This is a genomic window from Nocardioides pocheonensis, from assembly GCF_003725535.1.
GTDB lineage: Bacteria > Actinomycetota > Actinomycetes > Propionibacteriales > Nocardioidaceae > Marmoricola > Marmoricola pocheonensis.
This window is the reverse complement of the sequence record NZ_RJSF01000040.1, coordinates 427,407-441,971: the sequence shown is the minus strand read 5'-3', so window position 1 is coordinate 441,971 and position 14,565 is coordinate 427,407. Positions and strand designations below refer to the sequence as shown.

Genomic DNA, 14,565 nt, shown 5'->3' with positions numbered 1-14,565 from the left:
GTCAGCGGTCGCGCCGGGGCTCGACGACCTGGCCGGGGTCGAGCTCCCGCTCGACCAGCGAGCCGGCCACGGCGCTGAGCTTGAGGCGGTGCCTGCGGGCGAAGTCGCGGATCGCGTCGAAGGCGACACCCATGTCCACGCCGCCGTACTCGGCGATCACTCCCTTGGCCTGCTCCACCGAGATACGGGTGTTCAGGGCTGCCTGGAGCTGCTCGGCCAGCACCGAGGCCCGCGTGAACTTGCGTTGCTGGAGGATCGCGATCGTCGCGACGTCGGCCAGCGCCTGCGCCAGCCGCCGGTCGAACTCGGTGAGCGGGTCGCCGGAGGCGTAGAGGTTCAGCGCGCCGATCCGCTCGTCCCGGAGCCGCAGGGGCACGGCGTACACCGCGGTGAAGCCCGCGGCGAGCACGGCCCGGCCGAACGCCGGCCATCGGCGCACGATCTCCTCGGCGTCGGTGACGTGGACGGGCTCGCCGGTGCGCATCGCGTCGATGCACGGGCCGGCGTGGCTCTGGAGCTGGACCAGCTCGACGACGCGCGAGGCCTCGTCCGAGCTGGCCACGGCCTCGAGGGTCCGGTTGACGCTGGACAGGAGGATCGCAGCCGCATCCACGTCGAGCAGGTTGACCGAGTCCGAGACCAGCCGGTCGAACAGCTCGACGACGTCGAAGTCGTCCACCAGCGTGTCGGCGAGAGCCACGAAGCTCTCCGCGACCCGCACCGCCCGTCTGCTGGCGCCGCCGACCTGGCCGCCGTCCAGTCCCCCGTCAGGGTCAGCCATGGGCTTCCTCCGTCCTTGCGAACCGGCGGCGCCCGGCAATGACGTCCGCCGCCAGTTCTGTGACCCGAGTGTCTTCTGCGAAGGCGGTCGCCCGGAGCATGACGAGCGCGTCGTGGATCGACGTACCCGCTTGGACCATGACCATGCCCGCTGCCTGGTGAACCTTCATCCGGAAGGTGCCGCCGACCTTTCGGCCCGAGCGCGGGTCGACGAGGGCCAGGCCGATCAGCTCGGTGAGGTCCTCGGCGACCCGGTGCTGCTCGCTGCCCAGCCGGATCGGCTGTCGTGAGTACAGCCCTACCGCCCCGAACGTGACCCCGCCGAGCACGATCGGGTAGGCGAACATCGCGCGCACTCCCGCAACCACCGCCTCGGTGGCGAAGAGCGGCCACCGGTGCGTGGCGATCGGGCTGCGCAGGTCGTCGACGGCGGTCGACAGGCTCGAGGCGACCGCGTCGAACGTCGGCCCCTCCCCCAGGGTCAGCTCGAGCTGTGTGAGCCGGTCGGCGACGTCATCGGTGGCATGGAGGAGCTCGATCCCCGTGTCGGAGCTCCGGTAGCTCACGGCCGCCGCGTCCACGCCGATGCGGGCCAGCGCGACGCGGCAGAAGTCACGAACGGCATCCAGACCGTCGTGCTTCGCCACCTGCATCGTCCGGTCGTCCGACATCCGACGCGTTCCTCCGTCCCCCTGGACACCGCGGCGGCCGAGTACGCCGCGACTGGCCGCACTCTACTGGCTGAGCAGCAGGATCTGCCGGGCATTGGGACTCTGGACGGAGCGCCGCCGCGGGGTTATTTTGCGGACAGCGCCACGTCACGCGACGCGGCGACGGCCCGGACCCCGCCGATCACGAGATGCGCTCCGAAGGGGTCGGCATGGGAATGATTCCGGTCGGGTGGGCCTCCCACCCCACCGCCCTACCGTGGTCCACGCCGTGCCCGTACCCGTTCGGTTCCCGCTCAGCCATCACTCGGGCCCCGGCGACACCCGCCGTGGCCCGGCGACTCGCGACGCGGGACGTCGCAGCCGGTGCGCCGGGGACCTCGGCTGCCGCGACGGTGCGACGGGTCGGAGCCGGGGGACCGCCACGCCGGCGGCTGCTCCGATGCGCCACGGCCCGGCGGGAGGGCATGTGCCCTCCCGCCGGGCTCACCCTGGCGTGAGTACGCCGGCCACCGAGCGGTCAGCTCCAGCGGGGCGTGCGTGACAGCAGGGCGGCGACGGCGGCGACACCTGCCGTGGACGTGCGCAGCACCGACGAGCCGAGGCGCACCACCTCGGCGGAGGTGAATGCAGCCAGCTCCGCCTCGTCGAGCCCACCCTCGGGACCGACCACCACGACGACCGACTCGACTCCCTCCAGCGACAGTGCCGCGAGCGGCAGAGCGGCGTCCTCGTGCAGCACGACCGCGAGGTCGGCATCGGCGAGCAGCCCGGCGACCGCGTCCGTGTCGGCCATCTCGGTGACCTCCGGCAGCCAGCCGCGCCGAGCCTGCTTCGCCGCGGCGCGGGCGGCCGCGCGCCACTTGGCGAGTGACTTCGTCGCGCGCTCACCGCGCCACACGGCGACCGACCTGGCCGCGGCCCACGGCACGATCCGGTCGACGTCGATCTCGGTGAGCATCTCGACCGCCAGCTCGCCGCGGTCTCCCTTGGGGATCGCCTGCACGACCGTGACGTGCGGCAGGGCGCGGTCGGTGTGCTCGACGGAGTCGACCCGGAGGCTCAGGCTGGCCCTGGCCGCCTCGACGACCGTGCACGTGGCCGAGACGCCGGCACCGTCGGTCAGCACGACCTGCTCGCCCGCCCGGATCCGCATGACGGTGGCGGCATGCCGTCCCTCGTCGCCGTCGAGCACCACGGGGGCGCCGACGGACGCACCGGTCACGGCGTCGGAGAGGAAGACCGGTAGGCTCACCGTGGGTTGAACGCGTCGCGGATCCGGCCGAACATCCCCTTGTTCTGCGTCGGCTGGATGCGGCCGTCCGGAGACTCCTCGCGGCGGATCGCGGCCAGCTCGCGCAGCAGCTGCTCCTGCTGCTCGTCCAGCTTCGTCGGGGTCTCGACGTCGATCGTGGCCACGATGTCGCCCCGGGCGCCGCTGCGGAGCCCGGGCACGCCACGGCCACGAAGGACCTTCTCGGTGCCCGACTGCGTGCCCGGGCTGATCTCGAGGACCACCGAGCGCTCGAGCTCGATGTCCTCGGTGTCCAGGTCCGCCTCGAGCAGCGGCAGCTCGATCGTGGTGCCCAGCGCGGCGGCGGTCATCGGGACGGAGACGTGGCAGCGCAGGTCGACACCGTCGCGCTGGAAGATCCGGTGCGGAGCGACGTGCACCTCGACGTACAGGTCTCCCGGCTGGCCGCCGCCCGGCCCGACCTCACCCTCGCCGCTGAGCTGGACGCGGGTGCCGGTGTCGACGCCCGGCGGGATCTTCACGGTGATCGCACGACGCGACCGCACCCGCCCGTCGCCGGCGCACTCCCGGCACGGGTCGGGGATGATCTCGCCGTACCCGCGGCAGGCAGCGCACGGCCGCAACGTGCGGATCTCGCCGAGGAACGAGCGCTGCACGTGCTGGACCTCGCCGCGACCGTGGCAGGTCTCGCAGACCACCGGGCGCGAGCCCTCGGCGGCCCCGGAGCCCCGGCAGGTCGAGCAGAGGACGGCGGTGTCGACCTTGAGCTCGCGGGTCGCCCCGAACGCCGCCTCGGCCAGCTCCAGGTCGATCCGCACCAGGGCGTCCTGGCCCCGACGCTGCCGGGGACGCGGACCGCGTCCGCCCGCCTGTTGCCCACCGAAGAAGGCGTCCATGATGTCGGTGAACGAGAAGCCGGCGCCCTGGCCGAAGCCGCCCCCGCCGAACGGGTCTCCGCCGAGGTCGTAGACGCGGCGCTTCTCCGGGTCGGACAGGACCTCGTAGGCGTGCGAGACCTCCTTGAACCGCTCGGCCGCGCCGGGGTCGGAGTTCACGTCGGGGTGGTACTGCCGCGCCAGCCGGCGGTACGCCTTCTTGATCGTCTCGGCGTCCGCATCGCGTTCGACGCCGAGCGCGGCATAGGGGTCCTGGCTCACAGGTCAGATCATCCTTCGTCGAGGATCGTCGAGACATAGCGCGCGACGGCGCGGACGGCCGCCATCGAGCCGGGGTAGTCCATGCGGGTCGGGCCGACGATACCCAGCGAGGCGAGTGCCTCGTCCGAGGAGCCGTAGCCGGTCACGACCACGGAGGTCGACGCGAGCTCGTCGATCGGCCCCTCGTGACCGATCCGCACGGTCACCTCGCTCGGCGAGGTGGCCTCGCCCAGCAGCTTGAGCAGCACGACGTGCTCCTCGAGCGCCTCGAGCATCGGCTTGATCGACTGGTCGAAGCTCTCGCCGAAGCGCGCGAGGTTGGCCGTGCCGCCGACCACGACACGCTCGTCGGAGCGGTGGTCGGAGATGGCCTCGACCAGCGCGGCGACCACGATGGAGTACGTCGACCGGTTGTCGGGAGCGACGTCGTCGGGGAGGTCACCGAGAGCCGCCGCCGCGTCGGAGATGCGGGCGCCCGCGGCAGTCTTGTTCACCCGGGAGCGCAGGTCACCGATCAGGTCGTCGGTCAGCTCGACGGGCACCTCGATCACCCGCTGCTCGACACGGCCGGTCGAGAGGATCAGCACCGCGAGGAGCCGCGACGTGCTCAGCGCCACCAGCTCGACGTGGCGCACCGTGGAGCGCGCCAGGGTCGGGTACTGCACGATCGCCACCTGCTGGGTCAGCTGCGCAAGCAGCCGGACGCTGCGCTGGACCACGTCGTCGAGGTCGTGCGCGCCCTCGAGGAAGGTCGCGATCGCACGCTTCTCGGCGGCCGACATCGGCTTGAGGCTGGTCAGCCGGTCGACGAAGAACCGGTAGCCCTTGTCGGTGGGGATGCGGCCCGCGCTCGTGTGCGGCTGGGCGATCAGGCCCTCGTCCTCGAGCCAGGCCATGTCGTTGCGCACCGTCGCCGGGGAGACTCCCAGCCGGTGCCGCTCCACGAGGGTCTTGCTGCCCACCGGCTCCTGGGTGGCGACATAGTCCTCGACGATCGCCCGCAGCACGGCGAGCTTCCGATCCTCGATCACGTCGTCTCCTCTCCGGTCGGCTCGCGCATGGATTGGCACTCCCGCGCGTCGAGTGCCAAGTCTACAAGGCAGCGCCCGTGCCCGCCCGCCGCCGCGGCGGGCTCTCTAGGGTGGATCCCATGACGGGGTTTCTCGAGGTCGCCGACCGGGTGTGGGTCGCTCGCTACGCGTGGTTCGACGTGAACGTGAGCGTGGTCGAGGGACCGGCGGGGCTCGTCGTGGTCGACACCAACGCGTCGGAAAGGGCGGCGCACGAGGTGCTCGCCGACCTCCGCAGGCTCTCCGGCGCTCCCCTGGTGGCCGCGGTGAACACCCACGTGCACTTCGACCACACCTTCGGCAACGGCGTGTTCGCGGCCGAGGGCGCCGAGATCGTCGCCCACGAAGCGGCGGCCGAGGCGCTGCCCGAGCACGCCGCCGAGATCCGGGGCCAGGCCGCCGCCGAGCTCGACGACGACCCGCGGTACGCCGAGCTGGTCGACACCCACCCCCTGGTGCCGAGCCGGACGTTCTCCTCCGCCCTCACGCTCGACCTGGGCGACCGGCTCGTCGAGCTGATCCACCCCGGCAAGGGCCACACCGGTGGCGACCTGGTCGTCCGCGTGCCGGACGCCGACGTCGTCCTCGCCGGCGACCTGGTCGAGGAGTCCGCGCTGCGCGGCGGCGCGCCGGGCTACGGCGACGACTCGTGGCCGATGGAGTGGCCGACGACCCTCGACCTGGCCCTCAACCTGGTCGGGCCGGACACCGTGGTCGTGCCCGGCCACGGCGCGCCCGTGGGGCGCGATTTCGTCCAGGAGCAGCGCGCCGCTCTCGGCGTGGTCGCCGAGACGATCCGCGACCTGGCCGGGCGGGGCGTCCCGCTCGACCAGGCGCTCGAGGCGGCGGAGTGGCCCTACCCGCGCGAGCAGCTCCGGCACGCCGTACGCCGCGGCTACGAGCACCTTCCCAGGGCGCAGAAGCGACTGCCGCTGATCTGAGTCAGGTGCGGTGCCACGACCGGCGGCGCCGGCGACCGAGCACGAACATGCACCCGACGAACGCCAGCAGCACGAACGGCACGTGGGTGAGCACCGTGAGCACGATGAGCACGAAGAGCACGGGCAGGAACGGCACGCCGAACCAGCGGCGTCGTCCCCACGGGCCGAACGGGCCGACGAAGGGGCCGGCGTACGGACCGGCGTACGGGCGCCGGCTGCGGTGCAGCGGCTCGAGGTCGGCGAAGACCGGAGCCAGGTCGGCCCCGGTCTTCGCCGACCACACCGCGTCGCTGCGCTCGTCGAACTCGTCCTTGTCGAGGCGGCCGGCTGCGTAGTGCTCGCTCAGCCGGTCGATCGCCGCGTCGCGGTCGGCGTCGCTGAGCCGCAGGTCATGTGCGGGCACGAGGTCACTCCTCGCCCGTGTCGCCGTCGTCGGCGTCGGCATCCGGGCCCTCGGCGAGCAGCCCGTAGAGCCGGCGCCGGGTCTCGGCGAGGATCTGCACGGCCTTCTGGCGCTGGTCGGGGCTGCCCGTCGAGGCGACCTGGATGATCGCGCCGACGGTCTGGCCGATCACCTGGCGCAGGTCGGATGCCTCTTCCGGCCCCTCGTCGTCGAAGGGCTGCCAGACGGCGGCGAGCTCCTCGGCGTGGTCGCGCACGTGGGCCTGGCCGGCCTCGGTGAGCTGGAGGGTCTTGCGCCCGGTGGGAGCGTCCTCGACGAGGCCCTCGTCCTGCAGCTGCGCGACGGTCGGGTAGACCGAGCCGGGGCTCGGCTTCCACGCGCCGTTGCTGCGCTCGGCGATCAGCTGGATCACCTGGTAGCCGTTGATCGGCTCCGCGGCGCTGCCGAGCACGTCGAGGATCGCCGACCGGACGTCGCCACGGCGGACGCGAGCACGGCCACGACCGCCCCGGCCACCGCCGGGTCCGGCCCACTGCGGGCCGAACATCTGCGCGACCCACGGCGGCGGGCCCATCGGGCCGCCCCAGCCGGGGCCGCCCCACCCTCCGCCGGGGTGCCGGCCGTGGCCACGGCCACGACCGTGCTGCCTGCGGACCGCCTCGAACTCGGCGGTCCAGGGATTGTCGGTTCGGTTGTACATGTCGATCTCCTTCTGGTCGATGATCGAGGCGGCGGCTCCGATAGTGCGCCGAACTTCTCGATACGTTGACGATATATCGCGAACGTCCGGGAGTCAAGAGATGTTCCGGGTGCCTCCGGGGCCGCGCCGGCAGGCTCGGCCGCCCCACGGCGGGCCTCCCCCGCCACCGCCGATCCCGCTCGTACGGTGACCCGGTGACCACCGACCGCTACGGCTCCGACGTCCTCTCCTCCGACTGGCGCGCGCCTCGCAACGGTCGCGCCGCCGAGGCGGCGGCCGAGCCCGGGCTGGTCGTCGAAGAGGTTCAGACCGACTTCTGCGGCGAGATCGTGAAGGTCGAGCGCGACCTGGGCGTCGTCACGCTCGAGGACCGCCACCACCAGCGCCGGACGTTCCCGCTCGGCCCCGGCTTCCTGCTGGAGGGACGCCCGGTGATCCTGGTCGCGCCGAGCCGCACGGGGCCGGCCGCGCCCACACGCACGGCGTCAGGATCGGTCGCGGTCCCGGGCGCGAAGGCGCGGGTCGCGCGGGCCAGCCGGATCTTCGTCGAGGGCCGGCACGACGCCGAGCTGGTCGAGAAGGTCTGGGGCGCCGACCTCCGTCTCGAGGGCGTGGTGGTGGAGTACCTCGAGGGTGTCGACGACCTGGCCGAGCACCTGCGCGACTTCGGTCCGGGGCCCGAGCGGCGGGTCGGTGTGCTCGTCGACCACCTGGTGCCCGGCTCCAAGGAGAGCCGGATCGCCCAGTCCGTGGCGAAGTCACCGGTCGGGAGGCACGTGCTGATCGTCGGCCACCCGTTCGTCGACATCTGGGCCGCGGTCAAGCCGCAGCGCATCGGCAAGGACGCCTGGCCCACGATCCCGCGCCACCTCGAGTGGAAGAAGGGCGTCTGCCAGAGCTTCGGCTGGCCGCACCGCGACCAGGCCGACATCGCCCGCGCCTGGCAGCACATCCTCTCCAGGGTCGGCTCGTACGCCGACCTCGAGCCGGCCCTCCTCGGCCGGGTCGAGGAGCTGATCGACTTCGTGACGGCCGGCCAGGACGGTTAGTCCCACAGGAAAGGCACCGGTTCTCGCCTCCGAGTGGTGCTTTCCGGGTGGGACCATCCGCTCAGTCGAGCAGTCGGCGGACCACGGCGTCGGCGAGCAGCCGGCCGCGGAGGGTGAGGACCAGGCGGTCGTCGTCGACCACGGCCAGGTCGTCGGCGACCACGTCGTCGACCCGGTCGCGGGTGCCGATCGCGTCCAGGACCTCCAGCGGCAGGCCGTCGCGGAGCCGCACCTCCAGGAGCACCCGCTCGACGAGGCCGGTCTCGGGATCGAGCTCCTCGCGAGCAAGGGCCGGCGAGACCCCGGCGGCCAGCCGCTCGGCGTACGCGGTGGGGTGCTTGACGTTCCACCACCGGACTCCCCCGACGTGCGCGTGGGCGCCGGGCCCGACCCCGAGCCAGTTCTGCGAGGTCCAGTAGAGCTCGTTGTGCCGGCACCGCGACTCCGGGGCACGGGACCAGTTCGACACCTCGTACCAGCCCAGGCCGTGCGCCTCGAGCACCTCGTCGGCGAGCAGGTACTTGTCGGCGAGGTCGTCCTCGTCCGGCATCGGCAGCACGCCGGACCGCACCTGCCGGGCCAGCGCGGTGCCGTCCTCGACGATCAGCGAGTACGCCGAGACGTGGTCCGGCTCGCAGGTCAGCGCTGCGTCGAGCGAGCGACGCCAGTCGTCCAGCGTCTCCCCCGGCGTGCCGTAGATCAGGTCGAGGCTGACCTGCTCGAAACCCGCGTCGCGCGCCCACTGCACGGCCTGCGGGACGCGTTCGGGATCGTGCGTGCGGTCGAGCACGGCGAGCACCGAGGGCACCGCCGACTGCATGCCGAACGAGATCCGCGTGAACCCGCCCTCGCGCAGCTCGGCGAGCCCGTCGGGCGTCACACTGTCCGGGTTCGCCTCCGTGGTGACCTCGGCACCAGGCGCGAGCCCGAACCGGTCGGCGATCCCGGCGAGCAGGCCGACCAGGTCACGCGCCGGGAGCACCGTCGGCGTGCCGCCACCGACGAACACCGTCGCCACCGGGGGCGCCCCGACCAGCACCTTGTGGAGCAGGTCGAGCTCGCGGGTCGCCGTGTCGGCGTACGAGGCCTGCGAGGCACCTCCGCCGAGCTCGGTCGCGGTGTAGGTGTTGAAGTCGCAGTAGCCGCAGCGCACGCGGCAGAACGGCACGTGCACGTAGACGCCCAGCGCACGCTCGCGCAGCGACGCGAGCGCACCGGCCGGCAGCGACCCGTCCGCGGGCGCCGGCTCACCGTCGGGCAGGGTCGAGGGCACCACCAGAACCTACGACCCCGGCGAAGCAGCCTCAGGCATACATGGCGTCGATCGTGTGCTTGTGATTGTCCTCGACGACGTTGCGCTTGACCTTCATCGACGGGGTCAGCTCGCCGGACTCGACGGTGAGGTCGTGGTCGAGGAGGCGGAACTTCTTGATCGTCTCCCAGCGGTTCAGCTCGAGGTTCAGCTGGTCGACGTACTCCTGCACCATCGCCACGACCTCGTCGGTGGCGACGAGGTCGGCGTACGACTTTCCGCTCAGGCCGTGCTCGTTCGCCCACTCCATCAGCGCGTCGGGGTCGAGGGTCACCAGCGCGACGCAGTAGTTCCGCTCGTCGCCGAAGACCATGAACTGGCTGGCGTAGGGGCACAGCGCCTTGAACTTCGCCTCGATCGCGGGCGGCGCGATGTACTTGCCACCCGAGGTCTTGAAGAGCTCCTTGATCCGGCCGGTGATGGTGAGGAAGCCCTCGGCGTCGAGGGCGCCCTTGTCACCCGTGCGCAGCCAGCCGTCCTCGGTCAGCGCGCCGGCGGTCTCCTCGGGCAGGTTGTGGTAGCCGTCCATCACGCCGGGGCCCTTGATCTGGATCTCGTCGCCCTCGCCCAGCCGGACCTGGCTGCCCGGGAAGACCTCGCCGACCGTGCCCAGCCGGTAGTGCTCGGGGTGGTTCACGAACGAGCCGGCCGAGGTCTCCGTCAGCCCGTAGCCCTCGAGGATCAGGATGCCGGCGGCGTGGAACCACTCCGCGATGTCCTGGTTGAGGGCTGCGGCGCCGGAGATGAAGAAGCGCACCCGGCCGCCGAAGCGGTCGCGGATCTTCGCGAACACCAGCCGGTCGAAGAGCGCGTGCTGCAGCGACAGCGGGAGCGGGACGGACTTGCCCTCACGCTTGAGCCGGTCGACCTCGAGACCCACCTTGAACGCCTGGTTGAAGATCTTCTCCTTGAGCCCGCCCTCGGCCGCCTGCATCGTGACGATGCGCGCGTGCGCCTTCTCGAAGATGCGGGGCGCGGCACCCATGAACGTCGGCTTCACGACGGCGAGGTTGTCGATGATCTTCTCGACCCGCCCGTCCACGGCGGTGGCGAAGCCACAGGCGAGCTGGGTGGAGAGCAGCACCTTGCCGAAGGAGTGTGCCATCGGGAGCCAGAGGAACTGGAGGTCGTCCTCGCTCAGGATGTTCTGGGCCTGGATCGCGGCGCCCTCGTAGGTCCACGACGAGTGGCGGAGCCGGACCCCCTTCGGGCGACCGGTGGTGCCCGAGGTGTAGATCAGCGTGGCCAGCTGGTCGGGCTCGATCGCCTCGACGGCCTTGCGCACGGCCTTCGGGTCCTGCGCGAGCAGCTCCTCGCCCAGCTTGGCGAGCTCCTCGAGGTCGATGATCCAGTCCTCGTTCGACGAGCCGTCGAAGACGACCACCTTGGTGAGGTGGGGCAGCTCGGTGCGGTGCTCGCGCAGCTTCTGGACCTGGACGTCGTCCTCGGCGAAGACGATCCGGCACTCCGAGTCGGCCAGGATGTAGGCGACGTCGGAGCTCATCGTCGAGGGGTAGACGGTCGTGGTCGCGCCGCCGGCGCACATCACGGCCAGGTCGGCCAGGATCCACTCGACGCGTGTGCCGGACGCGATGCCGACGCGCTGCTCGGACTCGAGCCCGAGCGCCAGCAGGCCGGCAGCGAGCTTCTCCACCCGGTCGCCGGTCTGCTTCCAGGTCAGCGACGCCCACGGCCGGCCGTCGGCGACCGGGTAGCGGAAGGCCTCGTGCGACGAGGACTTCGCGACCCTCTCCAGGAACATGGCCGCCATGTTGGGCGATCGCTGGTCGATGAAGGTGGTGTCTCGGACGACGGGGGACATGGCGCGCTCGCTTCTCGTCGATTACTCAGGGGTAAGTCGAACGTAACCTAGATCACCACGCGGCAGATGGGCCACAAGACCCAGATCTCAGGACGGATCGGATCTCGCCACGGCGGCCTCGGCCCGCTCCCGCACCCAGCCCTTGAGGCCGTCGACCGCGAGCAGCCGCGGGAGGAGACGCGGCTCGACCAGCAGCGCGCGGAACATGGTCGCCACCGTCACGTCGTGGTCGGGCCGCTCGAGCACGACGATCGGGTCACCGGCGGCCACGCTGCCCTCCTCGAGCACCCGGAAGTAGGGCCCGGGGCGGCCGGCGAGTGCGAACCGGCGTACCCAGGCGGTGTTGTCGTGCCCGGTGTGGCCCATCCAGCCCTTGAACGTCAGGCACGGGGTGCGCACGTGGGCGATCTGCAGCACCGCGGTGCCCACCCGCCAGGTCTCCCCCACCAGCGCGGCGTTCAGGTCGATCCCCTCGGTGGTGAGCTGCTCGGCGAAGTGACCCGGCGGCAGGGTGGCGCCGAGCTCGGTCTCCCACCAGCGGTAGTCCTCGACGGAGTAGGCGTAGACGCGCATGAACGCGTCACCGTGATTCACGGTGTCGCCGCAGCCGTTGCCCTCGACGCCGTACGTCGTGATCCGGACCCGGCCGTCGACGGGGCGCTTCTCGATCCCGGTCATCGGCAGCGAGGTGGTCTCGAAGCCGACCAGCCTGGGGAGACCGACGTTCACGGAGACCACGGTGGGCACGGCTCCGATCCTCACACCGATCACGCGTCCGGGGAAATCACCGACACGTGTCGTATTGGGCTTCGGTCCTTCGTGGTGATCACGACAAGATGGGCGCGAGCCCCCGAGCGGAGGAGCAACCGATGACGCACTACCTGATGGCCGTGATCCACGACTGGGACCACCCGGACCTGTCCGAGGAGGAGCAGCAGGAGTCCTTCCGGCTCACCGACGCGTTCAACACCGAGCTGCAGGGCAGCGGCCACTGGGTCTTCGCCGGCGGCCTCACGCACCCCTCCGACGCGACGGTCGTCGACGGCCGCAAGGGTGCCTCGATCGTCACCGACGGCCCGTACGTCGAGGTCAAGGAGCAGCTCGGCGGGTTCTGGGTGATCGAGGCCGCCGACCTCGACGAGGCCCTCGACATCGCGCGTCGGGCGTCGGCCGCGTGCATGCACCCGGTCGAGATCCGGCCGTTCCAGGGCGTCGTGGGCTGAGTGCCGAGCTCGCCCGAGGATCCCGTCGAGCGAGGCGCCACGGTCACGGAGAGCATCTCCGAGGAGATCACCGCGATCGTGCGTGCCGAGCACGGCCGTGTCGTCGCCAGCCTGATTCGCCGTCTGGGCGACATCGACCTGGCGGAGGACGCCGTCGCCGACGCCCTGGTCACCGCGCTCGAGCGCTGGCCGGCCGACGGCATCCCGCCGAACCCCGGCGCGTGGCTCACCACGACCGCGGGGAACAAGGCGATCGACCGGATCCGACGCGAGAAGAAGCGCGACGCCAAGTACGCCGAGGCCGCCATGCTCGAGGACCACACCCCTCATGAACCGACCGGACCGGTCGAGGACGACCGGCTGCGCCTGATCTTCACCTGCTGCCACCCTGCGCTGGCGCTCGAGAACCGCGTGGCCCTCACCCTGCGCCTGCTCGGCGGCCTCACGGTCCCCGAGATCGCGCGGGCCTTCCTCGTGCCGGAGACCACGATGGCCCAGCGGATCACCCGGTCGAAGCAGAAGATCCGCGACGCGAACATCCCCTACCGGGTGCCGAGCGCGGAGGACCTCCCCACTCGCCTGAGCGCCGTGCTGGCCGTGCTGTACCTGGTCTTCAACGAGGGCTACCTGGCCAGCGAGGGCGAGGGCCTGCGCGTCGACCTGTCGTCGGAGGCGATCCGCCTCACCCGGCAGCTCGCGACCCTGGTCGACGAGCCCGAGGTCGACGGCCTGCTCGGGCTGATGCTGCTCACCGAGGCACGCCGGCCGGCGCGGATCGCCGACGGCAGGCTGGTCACGCTCGACGAGCAGGACCGCACGCTGTGGGACTCCGCCCTGGTCGACGAGGGGCACCGGCTGGTGCGCCAGTGCCTCGCGACCAACCGGCCCGGCCCCTACCAGCTGCAGGCGGCGATCAACGCGGTCCACACCGATGCCCTCGACGCCTCGATGATCGACTGGTCCCAGATCGTGCAGCTCTACGACCAGCTGCTCGCCGTGCAACCCAACCCGATCGTCGAGCTCAACCGGGCCGTCGCGGTCGCCGAGCTCGACGGCCCCGAGGTGGGGCTGAGCATCGTCGACCGGCTCGACCTGGCGTCGTACCACCCGTGGCACGTCGCCCGCGCCGAGCTGCTCCGACGGCTCGGCCGGTACGACGAGTCCCGGGCCGCCTACGACCGCGCGCTCGAGCTCACCGCGAACGAGGCCGAGCGTGCCCACCTGGTCGGTCGGCGGGACAGCCTCTGATCGCTACGCTGGCGAACGTGCTGACCAACCGCTCCGCACCACCCGTGACGGTGACGCCCGTGCTGCCGTATCCCGACGTCCGGGCCGCGGTCGCGTGGCTAGGCGACGCGTTCGGCTTCGAGGAGCGGGTCCGCGTCGGCGAGGCCCATCGCGCCCAGCTGCGCGTGGGGGACGACGCCGCCGTCATCGTCGCGGAGGCCGGCGGCGAGAAGCAGCCGCCGACGGCGGGCAGCGTGCCCCACATCCTCAAGGTGCGCGTGCCGGACGTCGACGCCGCCTTCGCGAAGGCGTGCGCCGGCGGAGCGACCGTGGTCGAGGAGCTCACCACGTGGGAGTACGGCGAGCGCTCCGGTGTCGTGCGCGATCCCGCCGGCCACCACTGGGAGCTCACGCAGACGATCCGCGACGTGGAGCCCGAGGAGTGGGGCGGTGTCACCGTTGCCCCCTGGTGACGCCGAGCCACCCGGCTCGGACAACTCCGGGGGGGCGATCGCGGCGGCGGACGAGCTCGGACTCCGGTACGACGTCACCCGGCACGGCCCGGTCCGCTCGCTGGAGGAGGCCGCCGCCGCGCGCGGGATCGAGCCGCGCCAGGTCGTCAAGACGATGGTGGTGCGGGTCTCGGAGGGCGACCACCGCTTCGTGCTCGTTCCCGGCGACCGCGAGATCGCCTGGCCCAAGCTGCGCGCCCTGCTCGGCGTCAACCGACTCTCGATGCCCTCGGCCGACGCGGCGTACGACGTCACCGGCTTCGTGCGCGGCACGATCACCCCGCTCGGCAGCCGCACTCCCCTGCCGGTGATCGCCGACGCGTCACTGGAGGGCACGATCTCGATCGGCGGCGGCGCGCACGGCGTGGCGCTCACGGTCGACGCAGCCGAGCTCGTCGCCGCCCTCGACGCGACGGTCGCGGACGTGACGGAGATCGGCTGAGGGT

At 72.0% G+C, this 14,565-nt stretch carries 16 protein-coding genes; 6 read left to right on the top strand and 10 right to left on the bottom strand.

Features of this window, described 5'->3' with window-relative positions; translation table 11 throughout:
• Position 1: 1 nt before the first annotated feature.
• From EFL26_RS12970 to hrcA, 5 genes are all read right to left on the bottom strand, one after another.
• The gene (locus EFL26_RS12970; protein WP_123223273.1) at positions 2 to 781 is read right to left on the bottom strand and encodes a GAF and ANTAR domain-containing protein; all 780 of its coding nucleotides are present in this window, start codon (positions 779 to 781) and stop codon (positions 2 to 4) included.
• Positions 774 to 1,451 (bottom strand): GAF and ANTAR domain-containing protein, encoded by a 678-nt coding sequence (locus EFL26_RS12965; protein WP_123223272.1) that lies wholly within the window; start codon positions 1,449 to 1,451, stop codon positions 774 to 776. The genes EFL26_RS12970 and EFL26_RS12965 overlap by 8 nt, the downstream gene beginning before the upstream one ends.
• 517 nt (positions 1,452 to 1,968) lie before the next feature.
• Positions 1,969 to 2,703: a 16S rRNA (uracil(1498)-N(3))-methyltransferase gene (locus EFL26_RS12960; RefSeq protein WP_123223271.1), complete on the bottom strand. Its 735-nt coding sequence runs from the start codon at positions 2,701 to 2,703 to the stop codon at positions 1,969 to 1,971.
• The gene (dnaJ, locus tag EFL26_RS12955) at positions 2,700 to 3,860 is read right to left on the bottom strand and encodes a molecular chaperone DnaJ (protein WP_123223270.1); all 1,161 of its coding nucleotides are present in this window, start codon (positions 3,858 to 3,860) and stop codon (positions 2,700 to 2,702) included. The genes EFL26_RS12960 and dnaJ overlap by 4 nt, the downstream gene beginning before the upstream one ends.
• Positions 3,861 to 3,868: 8 nt before the next feature.
• On the bottom strand, positions 3,869 to 4,891 hold the full coding sequence (gene hrcA / locus EFL26_RS12950; protein ID WP_123223269.1) for a heat-inducible transcriptional repressor HrcA: 1,023 nt from the start codon (positions 4,889 to 4,891) through the stop codon (positions 3,869 to 3,871).
• Between the two features lie 119 nt (positions 4,892 to 5,010).
• On the opposite strand from hrcA, the gene EFL26_RS12945 reads away from it, so the two are divergent.
• Positions 5,011 to 5,871, top strand: coding sequence for an MBL fold metallo-hydrolase (locus tag EFL26_RS12945; protein ID WP_123223268.1), 861 nt, complete (start codon positions 5,011 to 5,013; stop codon positions 5,869 to 5,871).
• Position 5,872: 1 nt separating this feature from the next.
• Here the strand turns inward: EFL26_RS12945 and EFL26_RS12940 are convergent, their stop codons facing one another.
• Both EFL26_RS12940 and EFL26_RS12935 read right to left on the bottom strand, forming a co-directional pair.
• The gene (locus EFL26_RS12940; RefSeq protein WP_221176945.1) at positions 5,873 to 6,274 is read right to left on the bottom strand and encodes a DUF1707 SHOCT-like domain-containing protein; all 402 of its coding nucleotides are present in this window, start codon (positions 6,272 to 6,274) and stop codon (positions 5,873 to 5,875) included.
• 4 nt (positions 6,275 to 6,278) lie between these two features.
• Complete coding sequence (locus EFL26_RS12935) at positions 6,279 to 6,974, bottom strand: PadR family transcriptional regulator (protein WP_123223266.1); 696 nt, start codon at positions 6,972 to 6,974, stop codon at positions 6,279 to 6,281.
• 194 nt (positions 6,975 to 7,168) lie between these two features.
• Between EFL26_RS12935 and EFL26_RS12930 the strand changes: the two genes are divergently transcribed.
• Positions 7,169 to 8,023: a DUF3097 domain-containing protein gene (locus EFL26_RS12930; protein WP_123223265.1), complete on the top strand. Its 855-nt coding sequence runs from the start codon at positions 7,169 to 7,171 to the stop codon at positions 8,021 to 8,023.
• A 61-nt stretch (positions 8,024 to 8,084) separates the two neighbouring features.
• Here the strand turns inward: EFL26_RS12930 and hemW are convergent, their stop codons facing one another.
• From hemW to EFL26_RS12915, 3 genes are all read right to left on the bottom strand, one after another.
• Positions 8,085 to 9,296 carry a radical SAM family heme chaperone HemW gene (hemW, locus tag EFL26_RS12925; protein ID WP_123223804.1) on the bottom strand — a complete coding sequence of 404 codons (1,212 nt, stop codon included), beginning with the start codon at positions 9,294 to 9,296 and terminating at the stop codon, positions 8,085 to 8,087.
• Positions 9,297 to 9,327: 31 nt separating this feature from the next.
• A complete protein-coding gene (locus tag EFL26_RS12920) occupies positions 9,328 to 11,157 on the bottom strand; it encodes an AMP-dependent synthetase/ligase (RefSeq protein ID WP_123223264.1) in 1,830 nt (609 codons plus the stop codon).
• An 87-nt stretch (positions 11,158 to 11,244) separates the two neighbouring features.
• Positions 11,245 to 11,904, bottom strand: coding sequence for an MOSC domain-containing protein (locus tag EFL26_RS12915; RefSeq protein WP_221176944.1), 660 nt, complete (start codon positions 11,902 to 11,904; stop codon positions 11,245 to 11,247).
• 122 nt (positions 11,905 to 12,026) lie between these two features.
• On the opposite strand from EFL26_RS12915, the gene EFL26_RS12910 reads away from it, so the two are divergent.
• From EFL26_RS12910 to EFL26_RS12895, 4 genes are read left to right on the top strand one after another with little or no spacing between them, the layout of a single operon-like run.
• Positions 12,027 to 12,380: a YciI family protein gene (locus EFL26_RS12910; RefSeq protein WP_123223263.1), complete on the top strand. Its 354-nt coding sequence runs from the start codon at positions 12,027 to 12,029 to the stop codon at positions 12,378 to 12,380.
• A complete protein-coding gene (locus EFL26_RS12905) occupies positions 12,381 to 13,628 on the top strand; it encodes an RNA polymerase sigma factor (protein ID WP_425464110.1) in 1,248 nt (415 codons plus the stop codon).
• A 17-nt stretch (positions 13,629 to 13,645) separates the two neighbouring features.
• Entirely contained in the window at positions 13,646 to 14,080 is a 435-nt protein-coding gene (locus EFL26_RS12900) for a VOC family protein (protein WP_123223262.1), read from the top strand.
• A complete protein-coding gene (locus tag EFL26_RS12895) occupies positions 14,058 to 14,561 on the top strand; it encodes an aminoacyl-tRNA deacylase (RefSeq protein ID WP_246000172.1) in 504 nt (167 codons plus the stop codon). Before EFL26_RS12900 ends, EFL26_RS12895 begins: the two co-directional genes overlap by 23 nt.
• The last annotated feature ends 4 nt before the right edge of the window (positions 14,562 to 14,565 follow it).